We start from the raw sequence: 25,842 nt of genomic DNA, 5'->3' as shown, positions 1-25,842 counted from the left end.
TTTTAAATCGGCGAAAGCTCATAGATTTTACTTTGTTAGCTGGTTACATTGGGAGCTTTAATAAAAGGCTCCCTTTTAATTCAATAAGGTAAGGTGTATGGCAAAGAAAATCATCCTTGATTGCGACCCCGGACATGACGATGCAATTGCGATGCTATTAGCTTATGGCAACCCTGAAATTGACTTACTGGCAGTGACGACCGTTGCTGGTAACCAAACGCTTGAAAAAGTGACTCGCAATGCCTTAGCCGTTGCTGAAATGGCAAAAATTCGTGGTATTCCTTTTGCAGCCGGCTCCTCACGACCACTGGTACGTGAAGTTGAAATTGCCCCCGATATTCATGGTGACTCTGGGTTAGATGGTCCTCAACTACCTGAGCCATCGTTGACTTTGGAAAACTGCCATGCGGTAGAATTGATCATTAAATTGATCATGTCGCACCCACCCAAAACAATCACTTTAGTGCCTACTGGGGCGCTAACTAATATCGCATTAGCCGCAAGGTTGGAGCCACGTATCGTCGAACGCGTCAAAGAAGTCGTGCTGATGGGCGGAGGCTACCATGTAGGAAATTGGAGTCCTGTGGCTGAGTTTAATATCAAAATTGATCCAGAAGCGGCACATATTGTTTTTAATGAAAAATGGCCACTAACGATGGTTGGTTTAGATCTCACCCATCAAGCGCTTGCCACCACAGATATCGTTGCTAACATTGCTGACGTGGGAACACCCTGCGCGAAATTTGTCGTCGAATTACTCGATTTCTTTGGCAAAATGTATAAACAAGCACAAGGATTTGATGCTCCACCAGTGCATGATCCCTGTGCCGTTGCCTATGTTATCGACCCTTCCGTCATGACGACACAGCGCGTACCTGTAGATATTGAACTGACAGGAACTCTCACCCTTGGAATGACTGTGGCCGATTTCCGCCATCCGGCTCCTGAAGATTGCCATACTCAGGTTGCCGTCAAACTCGATCATGCTAAGTTTTGGCAATTGGTTGTCGATGCATTAAAAAATATTGGTTAGTGAATAAGACAGTTTATAGGATAAATAAGATAAAAAACTGACGTTCGATAATCACGCTGTAGTTTAAGGAATATATGAATGAATCAAGAACTTGAAGATTTACCTTACGATACGTTAATCGAGCGAAGTATGAATGCTCTACAGCATAAAAGCCAATTCCACTGTGATACTTGGCATCTTGATCAGGCAAGTTGGTCAGTCGATCAAGAAGAGGGCACAATTGTTTTTCATGCTCCAGACGGTCTCGTTGCTGTTGCTCCCGTGCAAATCATTGGTACTTATGATCAAAACCAAGGGAGTTGGATGTGGGGATGGGCAAATAGCTCGATTGAGGAGCCATTGTTACAAGACGCATTGGCTGTACAAGAATTTGCTGAACGCAAAGGTTATGAGCAGCTTACCGATGCGATGTGTGACATCTCGGAAAATGAAGCATGGCTATTTACGGCACTCGCTTGCGAATTGAATCAGCAACAAGGGGCTTATCGTGGGGTCGCAGGAAGCACATTGATTTTTATGACCTTTGGTGAGGTCAAACTGCATAAAACCCAAGCATAATCATGGGTTATGATTGCCATAATGTTATATTTTAAATAGGAGCCCACAGTATGCTGGCGATTGCGCTTGAAGCGGCAAAATCAGTCAGAGCGATGACCGTAGAAGCATTTCAAGGTGCGGGCAGTTTTGACTATAAGCCCGACCGTTCAGTGGTCACGGAAACAGATTTACGTGTTGAGTCGGCATTGCGTGAGCACTTTGCCCAACACACACCGGATGTTCCGATCCTTGGTGAAGAATTTGGCCTTGAAGGCGATACTGTTTTCGAATCTGGATGGGTGATTGACCCGATTGATGGCACGCGCGCCTTTATTTATGGCATTCCACTCTTTAGCACTTTGATTGCTTATGTTGAAAAGGGGGAGCCTATCGTTGGGGTGATCAGCTTCCCTGCCATTTCAACGGTAGTTTACGCAGCAAAAGGGCAAGGTTGCTACTTGGAAACACATAACGGTTTATCTCGGCGGCTAACATTAGGTACTGATGCGCCTAAAGAGGTCGCTAATGCCGTCATTTCCGCATCGGGGATCCACAGTAGCACTTACAATCAACGAGAAGGTACAACGATTTACCATCTTGACCGTGTTGTCAGTTGCGCTCGCGACTTTATTTTTGCCAACGATGCTTACCAGCATGCCATGGTGGCAACAGGGCGTCTACATGGGGCCATTGATACGATTATGAAACCGTGGGATAGCGCAGCATTGATACCATGTATTCGTGAAGCGGGGGGTGATGTGTGTTCGTTAAGTGGTGAACGCGATAACGTCATGTTTAGTGGCAGCCTATTGAGTGCTTCAACGCCTGAACTTGCCGATCAACTGGTTAAGTTAATGAACCCGTAAATAGGGTAAACTCGACCGTAGGTAATGAAAGTTTCTACTCTAAAAAAATCGGCGTGCTTTATGGCAGCAAATCAGTTTTACGGCGGGGAGCCGTCATTTGTTGAGGACACCAAAGCCATGGTGTCCTTAGTCGTGTTTCCAATACAGCAAAAACAGATTAAATAGGTTAAGATACACCGAAACACGTCAAATATAAAAATGACTGAAAACAAGGTTTTTCAAGGTATGACAGGCTATAAAAACATAAATCGATTTTCCGTTGCTCCTATGCTCGACTGGACTGACCGCCATTGCCGATATTTTCATCGCTTATTGAGTAAAAATACGTTGCTCTATACTGAAATGGTTACAACAGGTGCCATTATTCATGGTAAGGGCGATTATCTGGCATTTAGTGAAGAAGAGCAGCCAGTAGCATTACAGCTGGGGGGGAGCGACCCTGAGGCATTAGCGCAATGTGCAAAGTTGGCGCAAGAGCGTGGTTATGATGAAATCAACCTCAATGTTGGTTGCCCTTCAGACCGCGTACAAAATGGTCGTTTTGGCGCTTGCCTAATGGCGGATGCTCAGCTTGTGGCTGATTGCGTGAAAGCGATGCAGGATGTTGTGTCGATACCTGTCACAGTGAAAACACGCATTGGCATTGATGAGCAAGATAGCTACGAATTCCTGTGTGATTTTATTGATACCGTCTCAACTAAAGGCGGTTGTGAAATGTTTATCATCCATGCGCGTAAGGCGTGGTTATCCGGCCTAAGTCCGAAAGAAAACCGTGAAATTCCTCCATTGGACTATCCGCGCGTTTATCAGCTAAAACGGGATTTTCCCCACTTAACCATGGCGATTAACGGGGGAATAAAAACACTGGAAGAGGCAAAAGAGCATTTACGTCACCTTGATGGCGTGATGGTAGGGCGTGAAGCCTATCAAAATCCTTCTATTTTGACCGCGGTAGATAACCAATTATTCGATAGCCAATTACCTGTAGTGAATGCGGTGGATGCTGTTCGCCAAATGTTCCCGTATATCGAAAAAGAGTTATCACAAGGCACTTATCTTGGTCATATCACTCGTCATATGTTAGGGATATTTCAAGGAATACCCGGTGCTCGCCAATGGCGGCGCTATTTGAGTGAAAATGCCCATAAGAAAGGGGCTGATCTGGCGGTGGTCGAGCAGGCTCTTGCATTCGTCACCCGCGACCAATAATGTAGTGTGAGGTGCCAACCGTCGTTGGCATCTCACTCAAAATTATGGGATTAGCAGGCTAGAGCCTTGGGTTTTTCTCGACTCTAATGTGCGGTGGGCCGTTTGCACATCTTTCAAGGCAAAGATCTGTTTTTCAGGGACATCCACATTCAATTTGCCACTTAAGATCATATCAAACAGCGCATGGCTTGCCTGATCTAACTCCGCCCGATTAGTGACATAGACCCCTAATGATGGGCGAGTGACGTATAAACCGCCTTTTTGGTTTAAAATCCCTAAGTTCACGCCGGTCACAGGGCCGGATGCGTTACCAAAGCTCACCATTAAACCTCGGCGTTTTAGTGAATCTAATGAGGCAATCCAAGTTGATTGGCCCACTGAGTCGTACACGACATTCACCTTTTCACCTTGAGTGATCTCTTTGACTCGTGCCGCGATATCTTCTGTTTGATAATTGATGACTTCCCATGCCCCCGCCGCTTTAGCGCGCTCGGCTTTTTCAGCGCTGCCAACGGTACCAATCATTTTAGCGCCAAGCGCTTTTGCCCATTGGCAAGCAATCAGGCCTACACCACCCGCAGCCGCATGGAATAAAAAGATTTCATCTCGTTTGATTTGATAGGTTTGATTCAGCAGATAATAGACAGTCATACCTTTCAGGCCACAGGCGGCAGCCTGTTGAAATGAAATTCCATCAGGAAGATGGGCAACGGCATGTTCAGGAACATTATGAACTTCACTATAAGCACCTAGCGGGCCTTGAGCATACATCACTCGGTCACCTGGGCGAAAACCTGTCACTTGGGAGCCGGTTTTTACCACAATGCCCGCAGCTTCAGTACCAAGTCCCGATGGTAAACTCGCGACGGGGTATAACCCACTACGGACATAAGTATCAATATAGTTGATGCCGATTGCATGATTTTCTATCTGAATTTCGTTATCGGCAGGCTCTTTTAGGTCGAAATCGGAATAGCTGAGAACTTCTGGGCCACCATGTTGTGCAAATTCAATACGTTTTACCATGATCATCTCCGATAGGAACAGTCTGCTTGTACTTGTCGTATAATCAAATTACCGGCTGGATGATGGGCAGACAACGCCCATTTTCTCATCGCTGGCTCAATAGGGATAATTTCTTGCCTTCAACAAACAACACAAATGATTTCGCGTTTGATTTGCCTACCATATCAATCACGCAATAATAACGCTATGGTTTGATGATAGAATTATTGGTTAGTGCCACAGCGACGAAAGGCACAATACCCGTTAGAAAAACACAAAGAAAGCCAACGTCAGTAACAAGTTTGGCGTATACTAATGTGCTAGTTAATTATGGATGTGGATAAGAAAGTATGGCTAAGAAATACCCTTCAGAAAACAAGTACAGTGCGCCGCGCGATCAGCAAATGGAAGGCTTAAAACTTCCACCACACTCTATCGAAGCCGAGCAGTCTGTATTGGGAGGGTTGATGCTGGATAATGACCGTTGGGATACTGTTTCCGAGCGTGTCACCCATGCAGACTTTTACAGTCATCCGCATCGTACCATTTTTGCTCAAATGCAAACTCTGCTTGAGCAGGGTAAACCCATCGATTTGATCACATTATCCGAATCCCTTGAACAGGAAGGTAAATTGGATGATGTCGGGGGGTTTGCTTACCTTGCCGAGTTATCAAAAAATACCCCAAGTGCCGCGAATATCAATGCTTACGCCGACATCGTCCGCGAACGTGCTGTTGTGCGTGACATGATCAAAGTCGCGAATGATATCGCCGATGCGGGTTACGACCCACAGGGGCGTAGCAGTGAAGATTTACTCGACTTTGCCGAAACGAAGGTGTTCCAAATTGCAGAGTCGAGAGCGAATAAGGACGAAGGGCCAAAAGATATTGAAGCAATTTTGGCTGAAACCATTGAAAAAATAGAAAAACTGTATCAGCAACCTCACGATGGTGTGACAGGGGTGTCGACAGGTTACCAAGATCTCGATAAGAAAACGGCGGGTCTACAAGGCTCTGACCTTATTATTGTTGCAGCTCGTCCATCAATGGGGAAAACCACTTTTGCGATGAACTTGTGTGAAAATGCAGCGATGACGGAAGAAAAACCCGTGTTGATCTTCAGTTTGGAGATGCCCGGTAGCCAGATCATGATGCGTATGTTGGCCTCCTTATCGCGTGTTGATCAAACACGTATTCGTACAGGCCAGCTTGACGACGAGGATTGGGCGCGTATTTCTAGCACCATGGGGATTTTGTCAGAAAAGCGCAACATGTACATCGATGACTCCTCTGGCTTAACACCAACAGAAGTACGTTCCCGTGCGCGTCGTATCTATCGAGAGCATGGTGGTTTAAGTCTGATTATGATTGACTATTTACAGTTAATGAGAGTCCCTGCATTATCGGATAACCGTACACTTGAAATTGCTGAAATTTCTCGGTCACTGAAGGCATTAGCTAAAGAACTTAATGTGCCTGTTGTGGCGCTATCACAGCTTAACCGGAGCTTGGAACAACGCGCGGATAAACGTCCAGTCAACTCAGACTTACGTGAATCAGGCTCTATTGAGCAGGATGCTGACCTTATTATGTTTATCTATCGTGATGAGGTTTATCACGATAACAGTGACTTGAAAGGGGTGGCGGAAATCATTATCGGTAAACAGCGTAACGGTCCGATTGGTACGGTTCGATTAACGTTCAATGGTCAATGGTCTCGCTTTGATAACTATGCGGGGCCTGCCTATGACGATGAGTGATCTGTCATACTAAAAGCGGCAGTGTTGTTGACTTGGCTCATGTGGGCTAGTCAGATGCGTATGTATGCAGCAAGCGGCTTATCTATCTTTGGCGCTGAGCTGCATCTTGGATGATTTATAAGAAAGTAAAAAGAGGACATAATGAAAGCGGCAACCGCTTTAATTAACCGCCGCGCTCTGCGACATAATCTGCAACGAGTTAGAGAACTCGCACCACACAGCCGTTTAATTGCCATTGTTAAAGCAAATGCTTATGGCCATGGATTAACCGAAGTCAGCACCACCCTTGAAGATCTCGTTGATGGTTTTGGTGTCGCCCGACTTAAAGAAGCTCTGGCACTGAGGGAACGAGGGATAACGGCTCCTATTGTATTACTTGAAGGTTTTTTCGAACATTCTGATCTCCCCTTGTTAGTGGAACATCAAATCGATACGGTTATCCACTGTGTTGAACAGCTTGCAATGCTGGAAGCAACCGAATTGGCGAACCCGATTAAAGTTTGGATGAAACTCGACACAGGCATGCACCGCTTAGGCGTGTTGCCTCAAGATGCGGAAGCATTCTATCAGCGCTTGCAAGCGTGTAAAAACGTCAAACACCCCATCAATATTATCAGCCATTTCTGTCAGGCTGATGAGCCTGAATTACCGACAACAGCAAATCAAATTCACTGCTTTAAACAGTTTATTGCCAATAAGGCCGGAGAAAAATCGATTGCGGCATCGGCAGGGATCTTATTATGGCCAGATGCCCATTATGACTGGGTTAGGCCGGGGATCATCATGTATGGTGCCTCCCCTCAAGAAGGCACATCCGCCGAGCATTTTGGCTTACAAAGTGTGATGACACTAAAATCAACATTGATTGCTGTTAGGGAGCATGCTGCTGGGCAATGTGTGGGTTATGGTGCAACATGGTGTAGCCAGCGTGACACTCGGTTGGGCGTTGTTGCGATAGGTTATGGTGATGGTTATCCTCGAAGCGCGCCTTCAGGTACGCCAGTTTTGGTAAATGGGCGAAAAGTGCCTATTGTAGGACGAGTTTCAATGGATATGATCACCGTTGATCTTGGGCCAAATGCCAATGATAAAGTGGGTGATGAGGTGATTTTATGGGGGAAATCTCTGCCAGTTGAAGAAATCGCCGCACAAACAGGCATTATCAATTATGAGTTACTGACTAAATTAACCTCAAGAGTTGTCATGGAATATGTAGACGAATAGCAAACAAAGGGTTATTTTCAAAAGACGAAACAAAAAAATATTATTTTTATCTGATTATGGAGATGTACTGTGTACCAACATGTTGATTCTTACCCGGGCGATCCGATCTTATCGCTGATGGATGAATTTAATAAAGATACTCGTGAAAACAAGATCAACCTGAGTATCGGCTTATACTATGATGGGGAAGGTAAAACACCTGAGCTGAAAACTGTTGGTCATGCGAAAGCGGAATTAAACAAGTTACCAGCAAGCGCGTCACTGTATTTACCGATGGAAGGTCTCAAAGATTATCGTCTAGAGATCCAAAAATTACTCTTCGGTGCTGATTGTCCTCTTATTGCGCAAGAACGTATCGCGACAGTACAAACTATCGGTGGTTCAGGGGCACTAAAATTGGGTGCGGATTTCCTCAACTATTACTTCCCTAAATCAGAGGTGTGGTGCAGTGACCCTACATGGGAAAACCATGCATCAATTTTCTCTGGAGCAGGTACTAAAGTTCACTATTACCCTTACTTTGATGAAAAGAGCAAAGGGGTAAAATTTGCTGAAATGCTGGCAACATTTAAGACATTGCCAGAAAATAGCATCATTTTAATGCACCCTTGCTGCCATAACCCAACCGGTTCAGATCTCACGCCAGAGCAGTGGGATGAAGTGACTAAAGTGGCTAAGGCACAAAAACTGATCCCATTCTTGGATATTGCATATCAAGGATTTGCGGAAGGTATTGAAGAAGATGCTTATGCTATCCGTGCGATGGTAAAAGCAGGCTTGCCTGTGTTTGTGAGTAATTCATTCTCTAAAATTTTTGGTATCTATGGTGAACGTGCTGGTGGTTTGTCAGTTATTTGTGAAAGCCAAGAAGAACGTGACCGCGTATTAGGCCAATTAAAAGCAGGGGTACGTCGCCTATACTCAAGCCCACCGTCAAATGGGGCTAAAATTGTGGCGCAAGTTCTCACAAACAGTGAACAGAAAGCACAATGGTTGAAGGAAGTTGAAGAGATGCGCGTACGTATTTTAGAAATGCGTACTGTTCTGGTGGATGAACTGAAAAAAGCACTACCAGAAAAAAACTTTGACCATCTGTTAAAACAACGCGGTATGTTTAGTTACACAGGCTTCTCAAAAGAGCAGGTTGCGCGTTTGAAAGATGAGTTTGCTGTCTACTTAGTGGGTACGGGGCGTGTTTGTATGGCTGGTGTAAACCGTCATAATGTTCAACGTATTGTTGAAGCGTTCGCTGCTGTAAGCAAATAATTCGTGAATTATTGATTAAAAAACGCGGGTTTTGCCCTAATGCTTGCCAGTTAAGTCATTAATATCGCCGTAACGGATACCGTTGCGGCTTTTTCTTTACTGCTCGGGGTAATGCCTTTGTCGCCTACTAGGTAGTACAAAACTTCCAGCCATAGCCAATATCATCATTGATGAATTTCGGTATTTTCCCCGGAGCGACTGCGGGAAGTAGGCTTAGTTGAGCACTCAGGTATAGCGCAGTTTGTTTAAATCCTATCTGATACGGTTCTGTATCTTTCAGGCTGTATGCCATCTGTGCCATCATAAATCGCAGTAAGTTATACGCGAGTACTATTCCCCATAATTCTTGATTTACCAATGCTGGCTTTTTGCTCCTCAATGTGAGTTCATTATTCAACATATGCTGCTTCATTTCCCTGAAGCCATGCTCTATTTCCCAACGATGCCTATAAAGGTCTGCAATATCGGCTTTGGGGTATCGAAGTGGCTCACTCATTGATGTTAATATCTGAACCCCCTTTCCATTGATATTTTTTGTTATCAATCGGGCTTTCAATGTCATTGGGGAGTTAGCCCACTTTTTGCGTGCTTGGGGTGTAAAAGGGTTAAAGCAATCTGGCACAGGGATATTTGAAGAGAGTTATACACCAATGAGAACGCAGTATCCGATCGAACGAGAAGAGGCGTTCACGGTGCCTGTTTCATTCCTGAATTATTTGGATGGTAAGAAGGATAATTTTAATAAGTTTGATGTCATTGAAGTCACAAGTGATTTCCATAAACAGTATCCAAATATCGACAATCTCACGCCATCAGATAAAGGGACTATGATTCTATTTTTTGAATTTGCCACATCGTCAGCGAAAATAGGCGGAGAGGCAACAAGTTTTGATGGTGGTGAAATGGGTGGCGATGTCTTGGGTAGCACTTATGATAAATAGAACGTTTTTAAGATGGTTTTTGACTATTTTGTTGGTTTTATTATTTTATTTAGGCTTGGGCATTTTTGAATTCGGGTTTAGTTCAAGCTTTACATACAACTACACAGTGATAGGTAATGATGATCCAGTTACCGTTTGGCGCGCTTTCGTAGAGAGTTTGCGAATGAATCATGACACTGCAATGGCTTATGTTATTTTTGGCACTCCTATTTTGCTAATATTGTTATTTCTCATTCATAAAAAGATAAGATAGCAACTGTCATGACAGCTTTGGTGAGGGGTCACCCTCATCGGTATCGTTCGACCGCATTGAACCGTTTGATCAGGTCCGGTAACGATTCAGTAAGCCCATGATAGGCAATGGCCTTTTCACTTGCAGTTTTCCCCATTATCCCACTTTCCACAACGAGAAAAGCCACTGTTCCGCGTATATCGTTAACTGAAATGCGCAGGAATATCTCTGGAGCCGTGGAGTATGCGCTCTATGCGCACTTCAGCTTCCAGTACGCGGAAAAATAACAGGTATCGGCCATAAGCACAGCTTCTCAAGCCTGGCAAAATTTCTGGGCGTTCAGCATAGAGGGTCGGAGAGTCTGCAATAAGAAGACATTTTTGATACAGCTCTTCAATAAAACTCAGGGCCCTAATGGGATTATCCTTTGCTATCCAGTCACCGATCGATTCTAAATCCTGTCTGCCAGCGGTGATATACCCAATTTCATTTGCTACCGTTATCCTCAGCCAATGTGGCATACTTACTTGATAAACGGCTAAATACCGCGCTCGCATCTTTACTTTCACCGCTATTAATACCGTCAACTATTGCCGTTTGAAGTGCGGCAAGTTTTAATTGATTTTCCTGCTCTTCTAAAGCGCGAAGTCCTGCACGGATCACTTCACTTGTATTATTATATCGCCCGCTCTTAATCTGACTTTGGATAAATTCCTCAAAGTAAGGGCTTAAAGCTACACTCGTTGACATGGTTAAAATCCCTACTAGTTACCAACTATTATTAACTATGAGTATAAACCCGTTCTTATTTTTATCAATATCGAACAATCAACAATACCGTTCACCTGCATTATAACGGCGGATAAGATCTGGCAAGGACGTTTCCAAACCATAATAGGTGACCGTATGCGCACTGGCGGTCTGGCGCATAAAACCGTTCTCAACAGCAACGAATGCACTGATACGTGCAAAAATGGCGTTTTCGTCATGGTTAACTTCGACGAGAATGCCAGGTTCGATCAGCACACGTCGTTTCTTTCCCGTTTTACGACTCGTTGAACAGTGCTCGCCTTTAACGGTACTGGCACTCCTCGGCATAAATTGACCACCTTTGTAATACTCGCCATTGACGCCTAATTCCCCTCCTTTCTTTGCTTGGCCTTTCATTGGAACCCCCTTATTAAAGAAAGCCGGGGTTAGCCCGTAATGCTTGTCAGTTGAGTCATTAATATTGCCGTAACGGATACCGTTACGGCTTTTTCTTTACTGCTCGAGAGTAATGCCTTTGTCGCCTACTAGGTAGTACAAAACTTCCAACCATAGCCAATATCTCATTGATGAATTTCGGTATTTTCCCCGGAGCTACTGCGGAAAGTAGGCTTAGACTTGAGCCATGGAAAGAGAACGAAAAAGAGAGATTTCCATTACAGCCCATACCATTATTCCCATCGGAAGACGGCGTTTTCTTATTGTAACAGCCCCAGTATCCACGAGACATTCGTCAATGAGTTCAGCGGAAAGGAGCTCAGAAAGGGCTGTAAATTATTTTGGCGAGAAAGCCTGAACAGTCTTGAGAGCTTGACTAAGTAACATAAAAAAATCCGTAATCTTGGGATGATTACGGATTTTTACAGCACTGTAGGATCGTTCAACCTATTATTGAGTTCTTAACTGACTGATCGGCATTAGGGTTTTGCCCGCGTTTTTCGATTTCAAAATAAGGCGCTGTCACGCTTGTGGTTAGTAGCCTCGTGCTAAGATGGGTTTTAAGAAACGAGCAGTATGCGATTTTTCACATTCAGCCACTTCTTCAGGTGTACCAGAAATCAAGATTTCACCGCCACCACTTCCCCCTTCAGGGCCTAAATCAACAATCCAATCAGCGGTTTTGATCACATCTAAGTTATGTTCAATGACGACAATCGTATTGCCTTGGTCACGTAATTGATGCAGTACCGTCAAAAGCTGCTGAATATCGGCAAAATGCAGCCCAGTGGTTGGCTCATCAAGGATATAGATGGTTTGCCCAGTACCGCGTTTCGATAGCTCACGAGCCAGTTTCACACGTTGTGCTTCACCACCGGATAAGGTCGTCGCTGATTGGCCTAAGCGGATATAGGATAACCCCACATCCATCAAGGTTTGCAGCTTACGAGCCAGTGCTGGCACAGCATCAAAGAAATCACGAGCCTCTTCGATAGTCATATCAAGCACTTCGTGGATACTTTTGCCTTTATATTTTATCTCTAATGTTTCGCGGTTATAGCGCTTACCTTTACATTGATCACAGGGCACATAAACGTCAGGTAAGAAGTGCATTTCAACTTTGATAACACCATCACCTTGGCAGGCTTCACAGCGCCCCCCTTTAACGTTAAAGCTAAAACGACCTGGATTGTAGCCACGAGTACGAGATTCCGGTACACCAGCAAATAACTCACGAATCGGTGTAAACACCCCTGTATAAGTCGCTGGATTTGAGCGAGGCGTTCGCCCGATAGGGCTTTGGTCGATATCGATGACTTTGTCAAAGTGTTCAAGCCCTTCAACATCAAGATAAGGTGCTGGTGTAATTGTGGTGGCACCATTCAATTGACGTTGTGCGATAGGGAATAAGGTATCGTTGATCAATGTGGATTTCCCTGAACCCGATACCCCAGTGATACAGGTAAATAGGCCAACAGGAAGCTTTAAGGTCACATTTTTCAGGTTATTCCCTTTAGCGCCAAACAGTTTGAGCATCTTGTCTTTATTGACGGGAACCCGTTTTTTAGGGATATCAATGCGCCGTTCGCCACTTAGGAACTTGCCTGTTAAAGAGTCTGTATTGGCGACAATATCTTCTAAGGTGCCTTGTGCAACGATTTGACCACCATGGACGCCAGCCCCCGGACCAATATCAATGATATGATCTGCGGCGCGAATAGCATCTTCATCGTGCTCTACCACAATAACGGTATTACCTAGATTGCGTAGATGAATGAGGGTTTCCAACAAGCGATCATTATCGCGTTGATGGAGACCGATTGACGGTTCATCCAGAACATACATGACCCCGACAAGGCCTGCACCAATTTGACTAGCGAGACGGATACGTTGCGCCTCACCGCCCGATAAAGTATCTGCCGAACGAGAAAGCGTTAAGTAATTAAGACCAACATTCACCAAAAATTTTAATCGGTCACTAATTTCTTTAAGGACTTTTTCTGCAATTTTTGCCCGTTGCCCGCTGAGTTTAAGATTTTGGAAAAACGCCATCGCATGACCAATACTGTAGTCAGCAATTTCAGGCAACGTGGTATTTTCGACAAAAACAAAACGCGCCTCTTTACGTAAACGTGTTCCGTGACATGTCACACAAGGGCGATTGCTAATGTATTTGGCGAGTTCTTCCCGTACCGCCGTTGATTCCGTTTCTTTATAGCGGCGTTCCATGTTATTGAGCACCCCTTCAAAAGGGTGGTGACGAACCGTAATATCGCCGCGATCATTACGATATTTGAACTCAATCGTCTCTTTACCTGAGCCGTACAGAATAATTTTCTGAATGGAAGGACTCAGAGAATCATAAGGGGCTTCAACATCAAATTTATAATGCTCAGCAAGGGATTGCAGCATTTGGAAGTAGTAGAAGTTCCGGCGATCCCAGCCGCGAATAGCCCCACCTGCGAGTGATATCTCGGTATTTTGGATCACCCTTTCAGGATCAAAAAATTGTTGAACACCAAGGCCATCACAGCTCGGACATGCCCCGGCGGGGTTATTAAAGGAGAATAAGCGAGGCTCTAATTCCACCATGCTATAGCCGCATACCGAGCAGGCAAAATTGGCTGAAAACACTAACTCTTCTGCGTCGGGATCATCCATATCGGCAACAATCGCGGTACCGCCGGATAGCTCAAGAGCGGTTTCGAAAGATTCAGCGAGGCGCTGTGCGATATCATCACGGATCTTAAAGCGGTCAACCACAACTTCAATGGTATGCTTCTTTTGTAACTCCAACGTTGGAGGATCGGACAGATCACACACTTCACCGTCGATACGTGCACGAATATAGCCCTGAGAGGCCAAGTTATCTAACAATTTGACATGTTCACCTTTGCGGTCTTTCACGACAGGGGCTAATAACATCATGCGACGATCAACAGGCTGTGCTAGCACGTTATCGACCATTTGACTCACGGTTTGAGCCGCTAGCGGAATATCGTGATCTGGGCAGCGTGGTTCACCTACACGGGCAAATAATAAACGTAAGTAGTCATGGATTTCGGTGATTGTGCCCACCGTTGACCTTGGGTTATGAGAGGTGGATTTTTGTTCAATCGAAATAGCGGGTGATAACCCTTCTATATGATCAACATCGGGTTTCTCCATCAATGAGAGAAATTGCCTTGCATAGGCGGATAAGGACTCTACATAGCGCCGTTGACCTTCTGCATAGAGTGTGTCAAAAGCTAATGATGATTTCCCTGAACCTGACAACCCCGTAATAACTATCAGTTTGTCTCGGGGGATGATGAGATTGATGTTTTTCAGATTATGAGTGCGGGCACCGCGTACTTCGATATTATCCATTTACCACTTCCCGGATGATTTGATAGTGAACAATCATAAGTGAATCATTATCGCACAATTCAGACTGAATGAATATACAGTGTTTTATTAAAAAACAGATTATAATCATGTGATCTTGAGTTGTCGCGTTGTTGATTATATTCATTCGCACTGAACAAGGCTGGTGTTTGCATTGTCGAATTATTAATGTATCGCGTAGCTGCACAGTAAATTATTCAGGTTGTCAGTTTGTGAACCTTCAAGAACGATACAATTTAAATTTTCAAAGCTGCTCGCAACTTGAGCAAGCTACATCTATTTTAGTATGCAATTCGTATGCATTATGGGTTGGTCGTGCTAAACTTCACGACTAATACAGAGATTAAATTTAATGGATCAGGAGTGTTTAAATGGCCAGCAGAGGCGTAAATAAAGTAATTCTTATCGGTAACTTAGGGCAAGATCCTGAAATCCGTTACATGCCTAACGGTGGTGCTGTTGCAAACCTGACTCTGGCAACTTCTGAAAGCTGGCGCGATAAGCAAACTGGTGAAATGCGTGAGAAAACAGAATGGCATCGTGTCGTGATTTTCGGCAAATTAGCTGAAGTTGCTGGTGAATATCTGAAAAAAGGTTCTCAAGTCTATATTGAAGGTTCTTTGCAGACTCGCAAATGGCAAGACCAAAGTGGTCAAGACCGTTACACCACTGAAGTTGTGGTTAACATCGGTGGCTCAATGCAAATGTTAGGCGGTCGTGGCGGCGAATCATCAGGCCAAAGCCAAGGTGGTCAAAGCGGTTGGGGTCAGCCTCAGCAACCAGCGGCTCAGCAATTCAGTGGTGGCGGCGCCCCAGCGCGTTCACCAGCACCTGCACCACAAAGCAGCGAACCACCAATGGACTTCGATGACGATATTCCGTTCTGATTGGAATAAAAATCGAATTAAAGTAGATCTGAGGTTTTTTTAGCCGTCTGATTTACAAAGTGCAGAAAACAAACTTCAGCCTTCTAAGTGTGAGAGCATTTAGAAGGTTTTTTGTTTTAGACAAATGTTGGGTGTTGAATAAATACTAAAAATATTATTTTTTATTTAGGTAAATAGTGGTCGTTCCCTCTCTTTTCACCAATCAGAATCATTCCATTAGACTGAAAGATAATTCCCTAAAAGAAGCTATATGTAATGGCTAACAATACGGAAAGAGTGTTTGTGCTTTTACCAAATGAATTTATTGTTTCAGAAGCATTTTAATATCAATAAATTGAACAGAAATTTGAGAACGTTCGCAGTTTTTTACCTCCGGCTGGAAAAGGTAAAATGTGGCTTTATTATGCAGTTCATGAAGCGAGAAAATAATAATGGAAGTCGTGCTATTGCCTTTAAATATAAATAATATTAATGCAGTTGATATTTTTTGTTTCCTATTAGCTTGAATGAATACACGTGATATTCAGGTTGAAAATCGATGCTCTAAATTATCAGGCTGTTTGAATATAGCGAACATTATGCAATTTCACGACTTGTTGCTACCCAAACTTATCAACGGTGAACTTACCGAATAAACTAAGGAGTAATAATGAACCGTGCCGAAGCCCTACAACTACTAAGAACCGCTCTAGCTAGCCCTACTGCTGAATTTCGAGATGGTCAGTGGGAAGCGATTGATACACTAGTAAATCATCGACAGAAGTTACTCGTTGTACAGCGAACAGGTTGGGGGAAGAGTTCGGTTTATTTTATCAGTACGAAGATTTTCCGCGATAGAGGTATGGGGCCAACGATTATTGTATCGCCATTGTTGGCCTTGATGCGCAACCAAATTGAATCAGCGGAACGTTTGGGGATTGTGGCTGAGACGATGAACTCAACTAACCAAGATGATTGGCAAAGTGTTACGCAGCGTATTCACAATAATCAAATTGATTGTTTGTTGATTTCACCTGAACGGTTAGCTAATGATAGTTTTATTGAAACAGTACTTCAGCCTATTGCAGATCGTATCGCTTTGATGGTGATTGATGAAACTCATTGTATTTCCGATTGGGGGCATGATTTCCGCCCTGACTACCGTCGCATTGTGAATATTTTGCGTCAGTTACCTGCAAACACCCCAGTATTAGGCACCACTGCGACGGCTAATAATCGTGTCGTCGATGATATTCAGGCCTTACTTGGTCATATCCGGATCCAGCGTGGTTCATTGATCCGAGAGAGCCTTGCATTGCAAACCATGGTTCTGCCCGATCAAAGTTCTCGTCTAGCATGGCTAGCTCAGGTAATTCCCAATTTGCCGGGTACAGGCATCGTTTACACATTAACAGTACGTGATGCTGAACAAGTTGCTGAATGGCTAAATCGTAACGGTATCGATGCGAAGGCTTATCATAGCAGCGTTGAAAGTGATGATTTTGAAAATAGTAATGTTTACCGTCAACATTTAGAGGAATTACTATTTAATAATCAATTAAAGGTGTTGGTGGCGACGACCGCGTTAGGCATGGGTTATGATAAACCCGACCTAAGTTTCGTCATTCACTATCAAGCTCCGGGGTCTATTGTCGCTTATTATCAGCAAGTAGGGCGTGCTGGCCGTGGTATTGACCATGCAGTAGGCGTATTAATGTCTGGTGTAGAGGATCGGGACATTCATGAATTTTTCTGGGGCTCAGCGTTTCCATCTGAAATGCAAGTCAATGAGGTTTTACAGGCGCTAGAACAGGGTGATGGTTTATCAATACGTAATATCGAGGAGAAAACTAACCTGCGCTACGGGCAGATTGAGAAGGTACTTAAATTATTGAGCGTGGAAAACCCGGCGCCCGTCATTAAAAATGGCAGCCGCTGGGTAAGGACGCCTGTACATTACCAAATGGATCATGCGCGTATTGAACATTTAACAGGACAGCGCGTTCAAGAGTGGCAAGAAGTACAGGCCTATTTGAAAGACAGTGGATGCAAGATGACCTTTCTGCGCAAAGCTCTAGACGACCATGACCCGACTCCTTGCGGTAAGTGTGCATCCTGTATAGCACGCCCAGTTGTTAACCAAGCCATCGACCCCGCTTTGGTTCATCGGGCGGGAACTTTTCTTAAGCACGCCGAGATGGCGATTAAACCTAAAGCACAGGTTGCCGCTAATGCTTTCTTGGAGTATGGCTTTAAAGGTAGTCTGCCACAAAATCTCCGTGCTCAAGAAGGACGGGTTTTATCACGTTGGGGGGATGCTGGTTGGGGGCGTTTAGTTGCAAACAACAAATATGCTGGGTATTTTAGTGATGAATTAGTCGAAGCGATGGCAGAAATGATCCAAAACCGCTGGAAACCAACCCCTGCACCACAATGGGTCTGTTGTGTAGCATCGCGAAACCATCCAGAATTAGTACCAAGTTTTGCTCGCCGTTTAGCCTCGCGACTAGGCTTGCCATTTGTGAATTCTGTGAGCAAAATTAAAGATAACCAGCCACAAAAAAGTCAGCAAAATCGTTTCCACCAGTGCCAGAATTTGGATGGCGCATTTGCTATTACAGAATTATTATGTGGGCAGCCCGTACTTTTGGTCGATGACATTGTGGACTCCGGCTGGACGCTAACAGTCATCGCGGCATTATTACAGCAGGCAGGCAGTGGTATGGTATATCCAGTTGCACTTGCCTCTTCTTCGGTAAAAGACTCATGAATGTATCTAGCTCATTGTCACCAACAGCGCAAGCGACTTTATTGCTAACTAGCTATTTTTCCAAGGCGAGTAGTGAAGCCGTCAAGCCGCTCACTAATACGGAGTGGGGGCGGTTTGCGTTATGGTTGAAAGAAAAATCAACGACACCAGCAGACCTTTTAGTCTCTGATCCGAAGGCACTACTCAGTGGGTGGCACGATGCTCGTATTAGTACAGAACGGATTGTGGAGCTATTGAACCGTGGGCATAGCCTTGCTCTTGCCATAGAGAAATGGCAACGGGCGGGTTTGTGGGTGGTTACGCGTTCTGATCCTGAATACCCAAAACGTTTAAAACAGCGGTTAAAAACAGATTCTCCCCCCGTGTTATTTGGTTGTGGGAATAAAGCGTTATTGAATATGGGGGGATTAGCCGTTATTGGTTCACGTAATGCAAGTGTGTCTGATCTCACTTATACAGACCAAATTGGTGCTAAAGCAGCATCCGATAATGTCGCGATTATTTCAGGGGCAGCACGTGGTGTCGATGAAACGGCAATGTTAGGCGCTATGCGGCAAGGTGGCGTAATTATTGGTGTGGTGGCGGATAATTTACTAAAAGCCGCAACGAGTAGTAAATGGCGTAAAGGGCTAATGGAGGGGCATGCGGTATTAGTATCACCTTTTTATCCAGAAGCGGGTTTTAGCACCGGTAATGCGATGGCTCGCAATAAGTATATTTACTGTTTAGCAGATAGCGCTCTTGTGATCCATTCAGGTAAAAAAGGGGGCACGTTAAGTGGTGCTGAAGAAAATCTAAAAAAAATGTGGGTGCCTCTATGGGTCAAGCCGACAATTGACAAAAGTGCTGCTAATGCTGATTTGGTCGCTAAAGGCGCGCGCTGGTTAACGGATGATGTGCAACACTCTAATATTGCAGAACTTATTAGAAATGACGTCAATAGTGTTGAGCAGGTAAAAGAAGAACAGCCTGATCTTTTTTCATCTGCCGTTCCTGAACAACCAGAATTATTTGCAGAGCCTAATCCAATATTAGAAGCCAACCTGCCAGAGATAGAGAGCAATGTATCAAGTGGTGTGGAGCAAACAGACAGTTTGGTCGTTTCAAAGCAGTCTATAGAGATTGAGGAGCTGCGTTCAACACCTGTGGATTTTTATCAATTATTCACAATGGAACTTCAAGGGTTGGCTAAAGAACCAATTTCACTTGATGAACTTATTGCAAAGACAGAATTACACAAATCACAATTAAATGAGTGGTTGAAGCGCGCAGAAAAAGATGGCTTAGTAAAAAAACTCAAACGGCCAGTCCGTTATCAAGCGGTAATTGAGAAAGAGCAGGGCTAAATACCACGTAGTGGAACAAGGATGTTTTACTTAATTGGTAACAATTGAACGAGTGATGGCAGAGTAAGGGGGATTTATAGCATTGATAAACAATATCGCCTAATATGCCGATGATCTAATGGGGGAAGCTATTACAATATAGGAGATTAATACTGAGTATCATATTATTGTGATTTGAATGTAGAAAATGACACTAATATTATCACCGTATGCAATAGGTTTAGAAAAATACCTAAATATAAAAAGTTTCTAATTAATATGGTTTTTTATTTAACCTAATAATGAAAATTTGTCTTTTTATATCAATTATAAAATATTTATCGAGGATGAACATTAAGGGTTTCTTAATATTCAATCAAAAGGAAAAAGGATAACAAATGGATTTAAATAAAAATAAAGCTCCAGCAAGTATTATTACTAGGAGCTTATTAGTCAGTAATACAGTAATGCGTCAAATTTCGATGTCTTTTCATATTCAATGGTTAAGCGACCTTAGGCTCTAGCAACAAGAGGTCATTATAACCAGTGTCGGAAAGACGATATAAAGAAGGTGAAATACCTAAATAAGCCTTAAACCTTTTGGCAAAGGATTGTTGGGAGTCAAATTGGTATTTCAATGCAATATCAATTACTTGAAGGTTTGTGGTTTGTAGCTCTTTTGCCGCTTCACAGATCCGTCGACGGCGTATATATTCCCCTAAAGGCATACCGACAATTTTACGAAATACCCGTTGCAAGTGCCATTTGGTATATCCAGAATATTGTGCAATATCATCTAATGATAATCGATTAGTAAGGTTTCCTTCTATCCAAACTAGGATTTCAGAGATAATAGAGGACTGAAATTGAGTATGTTTTCTGCTATATGAAATGGGTAATTTATTATACATAATACATTTCCTATTTGTTAGATTATAAGCATATTACTCATCGGATAGCTTTTGAATAAATAAAACTTAAACAGGTTATAATACAGTGTATTCCACTATGGCAGACGACGATTACACCTGTATATATAAAATTAAATACCTATCTTATTGTTTAATTCATTGCGTAATATGTTTTTTTAAAGCAATACAAAAAACAAGAATGAAAATTGAAATGACCATTGACAGGACATTCATCAATTGCCAACCGAGCGAGAAAAATAACACACCGGCTGCAAGGCTACCTAAAGCACCAAAAGAATAAATAAGAAAATCTGTCATACCTTGCACTTTTGCTCTTTCGTGATCTTCATAGCCGAGAGGCAATAGTTGGGTGGTACTGATTAAAATAAAATTCCACGCGACACCAACGAATATGCCTGATAGTAGATAGTGATAAAATTGGCTTCCCAGCAGGTTTATTGTGGCAGAGAGAAACAGCAACAAAATACCGATAACGATGATCTTTTTTGTTCCAATACGATGAATAAGGTGCCCTGTAAAAAAAGAGGGTGCGAACATACCGAGTACATGGCACTGGAATACAAGAGCTATTAAAGAGAAGGGGAAATTGTGTTGTTTCATAGAGAGTGGAATGGAAGCGAAAGTCAATACCACTAACGCATAGCCAACCGCACTTACGATAGTAATTAATTTTAATATCGGTTGTGAATACAGTTGTTTATAACTACGTTTCGCTTTGCTATGGTTTTGCCTTTGTTGTTCGACTTTTTTCAAAGGCACTCTTAATAATAAAATAAAAGCGATAACATAGATGAGCGTTAATGCACTAAAGGGGCCAGCAAAAGGGTATTCAGTGAAAAAGCGCTGTGTCATAACGGCCAACGTTGGGCCGATTAAGGCGGCTGCAATTCCTCCACTCATCACTAACCCAACCGCTTTAGCATGTAAAGCTTTAGGAGCTTCTTCGAGCGCTGTAAAACGAAATTGTTGTGCTGTACCAATGGCAATTCCTGTAAAGAATAGGCCAATTGAGAAATAGGTTAAGTTGTAATAAATAATACCAACAATGGATAGAATGGCTCCGATCATCCCAGAAAAACTCCCCAGTATAAAGCCGAGTTTTCTTGAGTATTTCTGCATTAAATATGCAATAGGAATGGTTGCCATAATTAAACCAATATATTGGCTCAGGAGTGGAACCGTAGAGTAAGTCGGATCTACGGAAAGTTTCTCGCCGATCACGACTGCCACTGAAAGTACAATAGCATTCCCCGTTGTAAACAGTGCTAATGCGATAGCTAACCACCAAACATTTTTAGGCATAATACCCTCTAAAAATCAAATAAACTAATAGAAATAATCAGTTAAGCTGAGTTTGCTTTGCCAGTTTATTGTTGTGAAATACAGGAAATGTGCAGCTTACAACTTCAAGTCAACTTGAAGTCAAGAGGGAATATCAGTCAATTTAAGAGCCTGGTTGTTATCTCGGTTTAACGAGAGGATAAAACCAAAAAATAACTAATTGCCAGTTAAATGCTCTGGTAAGTTAGTAGTGTGATATTGATCGCGTTTTAAATGTGAGATGAATAAAAATGGAAAAAATGATTGTCATTGTGAACAAGATGTGTTTTCTTAAATGCACTTACACAAAATAATGATTAATAATTTAAACCAAATTAATATCGACAGACAGGAATAACCCGTGAACATGACTCTTCATCATTCAAACCTACTACTAACCGCGCCACGTGCCGCGGTGGTCGTGCGTGTGGTGGTGGTCGTGGGCTTAGCGCCGTAACGGGAACAATCAACGCAGATTAAAAACCCCGCCGGCGCAAACCGAGCGGGGTTTTTTTATGAATCGCCGCTCGAATCTCACCGGCTAGTGTGAAGGATAAGATTATGAGCGAATCGGGTACAACATCATCAGATAAAACCTGCTACACAGGTGCAGAACTGATAGTCCATTTGTTAGAAAAACATGGCATTACCATTGTTTCAGGGATCCCTGGCGGTGCAGCCCTCCCTTTTTATGATGCTTTAGGTAAAAGTAAGCAAATCCGCCATATTTTGGCGCGTCATGAGCAAGGTGCTGGCTTTATTGCACAAGGTATTGCGCGTACAACCGGAAAAGCGGCAGTGTGTATTTCATCGAGTGGCCCAGGGGCAACGAATTTAGTCACGGCCATTGCGGACGCTAAGCTTGACTCTATTCCACTGGTTTGTATTACAGGCCAAGTTCCTTCTTCAATGATTGGCACCGATGCTTTTCAGGAAGTTGATACTTATGGGATTTCTATTCCTGTCACAAAACACAACTATTTAGTTCGTAACATCAATGAATTACCGCAAGTAATTTGTGACGCCTTCCGAATCGCAGAGTCCGGTCGTCCCGGCCCAGTATGGATTGATATTCCTAAAGATGTGCAGACGGCAACGATCGAATTAGACGCATTGCCAGATATTCAGCCAAAAGATAAGGCGCCGAACTTTGAGATGGAAAAAGTGATCCAAGCGGCGGAAATGATTAATCAGTCGAAACGTCCTGTACTTTATTTTGGAGGCGGCGTGATTAGTTCAGGCTCCACAGAAACGGCGATTGCGTTTGCAGAGAAAGCGACATTACCAACGACGATGACACTGATGGCATTAGGGACTATTCCTATGCGCCACCCGCTCTACTTGGGAATGTTGGGAATGCATGCGGCGCGTAGCACGAATATGGTGATGGAAGAAGCTGATTTGCTAATTGTTATCGGTGCTCGCTTTGATGACCGAGCGATAGGTCGTGCAGAAAAATTCTGTCCTAATGCCAAAATTATTCATGTAGATATTGATAAAGCAGAGATCAGTAAAATTAAACGACCTGATATTGCTATCAATGCAGATGCAGGGCAAATTCTCGAGTTATTACTGCCGTTAGTTGAAAAAAATCAACGTGAAGAGTGGATGACAAGAGTTAATCAATTAAAGCAGGACTACCCATTAAATTTAAGCGAAGCCGATAATCCATTAAGCCATTACGGCTTAGTGCTTGCTGCTGCAAGAGCCGCGGGCGAAGAAGCGATAGTGACCACTGACGTTGGGCAGCATCAAATGTGGGCGGCACAGGTTTATCCGCTATCACGTCCTCGCCAGTGGTTAACATCTGGCGGTTTAGGCACGATGGGCTTTGGCCTTCCTGCCGCGATTGGTGCGGCATTGGCGAACCCAGAGCAAACCATCGTATGTTTCTCTGGTGACGGCAGCTTGATGATGAATATTCAAGAGCTTGCCACCGCAGTTGAGCACCAATTAAATATCAAAATTGTTCTGATGAATAACCAAGCATTGGGGATGGTGTATCAGCAACAAGAGCTGTTTTTTGATAACCGCATATATGCCGCAGCTTATCCATATCAAACAGATTTTATTAAAATTGCGGCGGGGTTTGGTTTGAAAACCTGTGATTTAAATACGGAAGCGGATCCTGAAATGGCATTAGAAGCGATTATGAACACGAAAGGTCCTTGCTTAATTCATGCCCTGATCGATGTGAATCAAAAGGTTTATCCAATGGTTCCACCGGGTGCAGCAAATATTGATATGATCGGAGCGTAATTATGGTTTTTGAACATCACCCAATTGCATTAGAACTTATTGTCCGCAACCATCCTGGTGTTATGTCGCATATTTGTGGCCTGTTTGCGCGTCGTGCTTTTAATGTGGACGGCATTTTATGTATGCCAATAAAAGATAAAGATGAAAGCCGAATTTGGCTATTAGTACAAAAAGATGAGCGCTTGTCACAAATGGTGAATCAAGTTGAAAAACTAGAAGATGTTAGGGAAGTCCGTTTTAGTGATGACCTAAGACTATTTGAGACAATGCAAAACTATTTGCAATAACATTGCATCGCCACTGGCTCTCTATATTCAACCTACATTTATCCTGTAGGTTGAATTTTTTATTTGGTTTGAACGCACAATTTAAGCACATTTGTTTGTTTTAATGTTCTATTGTTTCTTAAAGTGAACAATGGTGATATAACAAACTCAGCATTACGCTGTAAAGCATCAACAAATAAGTGGGGCATTTTATGCAGAATAATATTTATCTGACTGATACTTATCGCTATGAAATTCAAACAACTGTATTTGAAAAAGGCCAAGATGATGAGGGGCAATGGGTTGCGCTAAGGGATAATATTTTTCATCCACAAGGCGGAGGTCAACCAGCCGATGCCGGGTGGATCAATGATCAGCCTGTTCGTATTAAGAAACACCCAAATGGCTGGATAATTGCTTATTTAGCGCCGGATCAGAATTTGAATGTTGGTGATGCTGTCAGTGCGAAAATTGATAAGGCACAGCGCCAATATCATGCGGCTTTGCATACGACGGGGCACTTATTAAGTTGGGAAATGGCTTGTTTTGGATGGAAGGGGCAAAAAGGGCACCATTTTCCGAATGAGTCACGAGTAGAGTTTAGTGCAATTAGTGATAACCCCACCCCCATTGAACAACTAGATGAAAGGGAAATAGAAGCTTTAGTCAATCAACGCTTGCACGGTGACTATCCTGTATCTGTTGAGCAACGAGGAGAGTTACGCCTTTGTCGCGTTTCTGAAGGTGATGAGGTGCCTTGTGGCGGCACTCATGTTGATTCACTCGGTAAAATTTGCCAGTTTGTGATTAAGTCGATGAAATATAAAAAAGGGGTCTTGCGGATCAGTTATGATGCGAAGCATGTCGAAGTTTAGATACTGTCACTAAGATGCGAGTACGTCATCACGACTGTTGCATTTAATTCCCCCTCCATGCAGAGATAGGAGTGGGGAAAATCACAACTAAAGGCATAAAAATCCCCTTCTTCTAATAACACGGTTTGTTCATCTTTTAAGCGTAACATCAATGAACCAGTATGCAGCATGATATGTTCATGAGTTCCGCTCATATGTGCGGGGCTATTAATAATGGCGCCTCGTTTCATATTCAACTGCCATATTTCAGAAATATTGCCCATATTGATACGAAATTTAAATTGTTGTGAATAATCCCCTTGCTGAGGAGCTGACTTCACAAAGTAGGGGTAGGCTTCATGCTGTAATGTAAATAGATCACTCAATGGGAAGCGTAATGCGATGGCGATGGCTTCTAAGGTATCAACTCTTGGGTTTGAATCGCCAGACTCCAGTTTAGAAAGAGCCGCTTTTGAGATCCCTGATAAACGTGCTAGTTCATTCAAGGAGAGGTTCCTTGCTTGCCGGAGTAAGCGTACTTTTTGACCAATTTTAATGTTGATTTTTTTATCCACCCTGTGTCT

The 25,842-nt window shown here is 43.3% G+C and carries 23 protein-coding genes and 2 pseudogenes; 15 read left to right on the top strand and 10 right to left on the bottom strand.

Annotation, left to right across the window (positions count from 1 at the left end):
* Positions 1-97: 97 nt before the first annotated feature.
* The 4 genes from uriH (at position 98) to dusA (ending at position 3,645) form a co-directional block, all read left to right on the top strand.
* Positions 98-1,033: a uridine-preferring nucleoside hydrolase UriH gene (gene uriH / locus PR709_RS16255; RefSeq protein ID WP_004926079.1), complete on the top strand. Its 936-nt coding sequence runs from the start codon at positions 98-100 to the stop codon at positions 1,031-1,033.
* A 78-nt stretch (positions 1,034-1,111) separates the two neighbouring features.
* Positions 1,112-1,591: a DUF6882 domain-containing protein gene (locus PR709_RS16250; protein ID WP_036942011.1), complete on the top strand. Its 480-nt coding sequence runs from the start codon at positions 1,112-1,114 to the stop codon at positions 1,589-1,591.
* 50 nt (positions 1,592-1,641) lie between these two features.
* On the top strand, positions 1,642-2,436 hold the full coding sequence (locus tag PR709_RS16245; protein ID WP_014656881.1) for an inositol monophosphatase family protein: 795 nt from the start codon (positions 1,642-1,644) through the stop codon (positions 2,434-2,436).
* Between the two features lie 198 nt (positions 2,437-2,634).
* Complete coding sequence (gene dusA / locus PR709_RS16240; RefSeq protein WP_004924554.1) at positions 2,635-3,645, top strand: tRNA dihydrouridine(20/20a) synthase DusA; 1,011 nt, start codon at positions 2,635-2,637, stop codon at positions 3,643-3,645.
* A 42-nt stretch (positions 3,646-3,687) separates the two neighbouring features.
* Here dusA and PR709_RS16235 read toward each other — a convergent pair whose 3' ends face one another.
* Positions 3,688-4,671, bottom strand: coding sequence for an NADPH:quinone reductase (locus PR709_RS16235; RefSeq protein WP_036942008.1), 984 nt, complete (start codon positions 4,669-4,671; stop codon positions 3,688-3,690).
* Positions 4,672-5,000: 329 nt separating this feature from the next.
* Between PR709_RS16235 and dnaB the strand changes: the two genes are divergently transcribed.
* The 3 genes from dnaB (at position 5,001) to PR709_RS16220 (ending at position 8,900) form a co-directional block, all read left to right on the top strand.
* Positions 5,001-6,410, top strand: a complete 1,410-nt coding sequence (gene dnaB, locus PR709_RS16230; protein WP_004924545.1) for a replicative DNA helicase — start codon at positions 5,001-5,003, stop codon at positions 6,408-6,410.
* Positions 6,411-6,551: 141 nt separating this feature from the next.
* Positions 6,552-7,634 (top strand): alanine racemase, encoded by a 1,083-nt coding sequence (alr, locus tag PR709_RS16225; RefSeq protein ID WP_060560917.1) that lies wholly within the window; start codon positions 6,552-6,554, stop codon positions 7,632-7,634.
* Positions 7,635-7,703: 69 nt separating this feature from the next.
* Entirely contained in the window at positions 7,704-8,900 is a 1,197-nt protein-coding gene (locus tag PR709_RS16220; protein WP_060560918.1) for an amino acid aminotransferase, read from the top strand.
* 58 nt (positions 8,901-8,958) lie between these two features.
* Here PR709_RS16220 and PR709_RS16215 read toward each other — a convergent pair.
* A pseudogene (locus PR709_RS16215) lies at positions 8,959-9,498 on the bottom strand (transposase); the annotation flags it as partial.
* Here PR709_RS16215 and PR709_RS16210 point away from each other — a divergent pair.
* Positions 9,482-9,841 (top strand): hypothetical protein, encoded by a 360-nt coding sequence (locus PR709_RS16210; protein WP_060560920.1) that lies wholly within the window; start codon positions 9,482-9,484, stop codon positions 9,839-9,841. The pseudogene PR709_RS16215 and the gene PR709_RS16210 overlap by 17 nt on opposite strands.
* Before the next feature lie 435 nt (positions 9,842-10,276).
* Here PR709_RS16210 and PR709_RS16205 read toward each other — a convergent pair.
* The 5 genes and pseudogenes from PR709_RS16205 to uvrA all read right to left on the bottom strand — a co-directional run bounded on the left by PR709_RS16205 (position 10,277) and on the right by uvrA (position 14,648).
* Positions 10,277-10,563: pseudogene (locus PR709_RS16205) on the bottom strand (type II toxin-antitoxin system RelE/ParE family toxin).
* Positions 10,560-10,823 (bottom strand): type II toxin-antitoxin system ParD family antitoxin, encoded by a 264-nt coding sequence (locus tag PR709_RS16200; protein ID WP_004924521.1) that lies wholly within the window; start codon positions 10,821-10,823, stop codon positions 10,560-10,562. The pseudogene PR709_RS16205 and the gene PR709_RS16200 overlap by 4 nt, the downstream one beginning before the upstream one ends.
* Before the next feature lie 78 nt (positions 10,824-10,901).
* Positions 10,902-11,240, bottom strand: coding sequence for a hypothetical protein (locus PR709_RS16195; RefSeq protein WP_004924517.1), 339 nt, complete (start codon positions 11,238-11,240; stop codon positions 10,902-10,904).
* Positions 11,241-11,453: 213 nt separating this feature from the next.
* Positions 11,454-11,564, bottom strand: a complete 111-nt coding sequence (locus PR709_RS19620) for a transposase domain-containing protein (RefSeq protein ID WP_442959597.1) — start codon at positions 11,562-11,564, stop codon at positions 11,454-11,456.
* Positions 11,565-11,813: 249 nt separating this feature from the next.
* Positions 11,814-14,648 carry an excinuclease ABC subunit UvrA gene (uvrA, locus tag PR709_RS16190; protein ID WP_014656873.1) on the bottom strand — a complete coding sequence of 945 codons (2,835 nt, stop codon included), beginning with the start codon at positions 14,646-14,648 and terminating at the stop codon, positions 11,814-11,816.
* 389 nt (positions 14,649-15,037) lie between these two features.
* On the opposite strand from uvrA, the gene PR709_RS16185 reads away from it, so the two are divergent.
* From PR709_RS16185 to PR709_RS16175, 3 genes are all read left to right on the top strand, one after another.
* Positions 15,038-15,553, top strand: a complete 516-nt coding sequence (locus PR709_RS16185) for a single-stranded DNA-binding protein (RefSeq protein WP_004924506.1) — start codon at positions 15,038-15,040, stop codon at positions 15,551-15,553.
* Between the two features lie 649 nt (positions 15,554-16,202).
* Positions 16,203-18,302, top strand: a complete 2,100-nt coding sequence (locus PR709_RS16180; protein WP_272571001.1) for a RecQ family ATP-dependent DNA helicase — start codon at positions 16,203-16,205, stop codon at positions 18,300-18,302.
* A complete protein-coding gene (locus PR709_RS16175) occupies positions 18,299-19,648 on the top strand; it encodes a DNA-processing protein DprA (RefSeq protein WP_102780980.1) in 1,350 nt (449 codons plus the stop codon). Before PR709_RS16180 ends, PR709_RS16175 begins: the two co-directional genes overlap by 4 nt.
* 482 nt (positions 19,649-20,130) lie before the next feature.
* Here PR709_RS16175 and aarP read toward each other — a convergent pair whose 3' ends face one another.
* Both aarP and PR709_RS16165 read right to left on the bottom strand, forming a co-directional pair.
* On the bottom strand, positions 20,131-20,538 hold the full coding sequence (gene aarP, locus PR709_RS16170; protein WP_272571000.1) for an HTH-type transcriptional activator AarP: 408 nt from the start codon (positions 20,536-20,538) through the stop codon (positions 20,131-20,133).
* Positions 20,539-20,694: 156 nt separating this feature from the next.
* On the bottom strand, positions 20,695-21,861 hold the full coding sequence (locus PR709_RS16165; protein WP_272570999.1) for an MFS transporter: 1,167 nt from the start codon (positions 21,859-21,861) through the stop codon (positions 20,695-20,697).
* 385 nt (positions 21,862-22,246) lie between these two features.
* Between PR709_RS16165 and ivbL the strand changes: the two genes are divergently transcribed.
* From ivbL to PR709_RS16145, 4 genes are all read left to right on the top strand, one after another.
* Positions 22,247-22,336, top strand: coding sequence for an ilvB operon leader peptide IvbL (gene ivbL / locus PR709_RS16160; RefSeq protein ID WP_154598840.1), 90 nt, complete (start codon positions 22,247-22,249; stop codon positions 22,334-22,336).
* A 104-nt stretch (positions 22,337-22,440) separates the two neighbouring features.
* A complete protein-coding gene (gene ilvB, locus PR709_RS16155) occupies positions 22,441-24,138 on the top strand; it encodes an acetolactate synthase large subunit (RefSeq protein WP_014656869.1) in 1,698 nt (565 codons plus the stop codon).
* Positions 24,139-24,140: 2 nt separating this feature from the next.
* Positions 24,141-24,425 (top strand): acetolactate synthase small subunit, encoded by a 285-nt coding sequence (ilvN, locus tag PR709_RS16150; RefSeq protein ID WP_004924476.1) that lies wholly within the window; start codon positions 24,141-24,143, stop codon positions 24,423-24,425.
* A 191-nt stretch (positions 24,426-24,616) separates the two neighbouring features.
* Complete coding sequence (locus PR709_RS16145) at positions 24,617-25,279, top strand: hypothetical protein (protein WP_272570998.1); 663 nt, start codon at positions 24,617-24,619, stop codon at positions 25,277-25,279.
* On the opposite strand, the gene PR709_RS16140 is transcribed toward PR709_RS16145, so the two are convergent.
* On the bottom strand, positions 25,276-25,833 hold the full coding sequence (locus PR709_RS16140) for a helix-turn-helix domain-containing protein (RefSeq protein WP_004924471.1): 558 nt from the start codon (positions 25,831-25,833) through the stop codon (positions 25,276-25,278). The genes PR709_RS16145 and PR709_RS16140 overlap by 4 nt on opposite strands.
* Positions 25,834-25,842 lie beyond the last annotated feature (9 nt).

The organism is Providencia sp. PROV267, from assembly GCF_028477825.1.
In the GTDB taxonomy this organism is placed as follows: domain Bacteria; phylum Pseudomonadota; class Gammaproteobacteria; order Enterobacterales; family Enterobacteriaceae; genus Providencia; species Providencia stuartii.
This window is presented reverse-complemented; position numbering and strand designations above follow the sequence as displayed.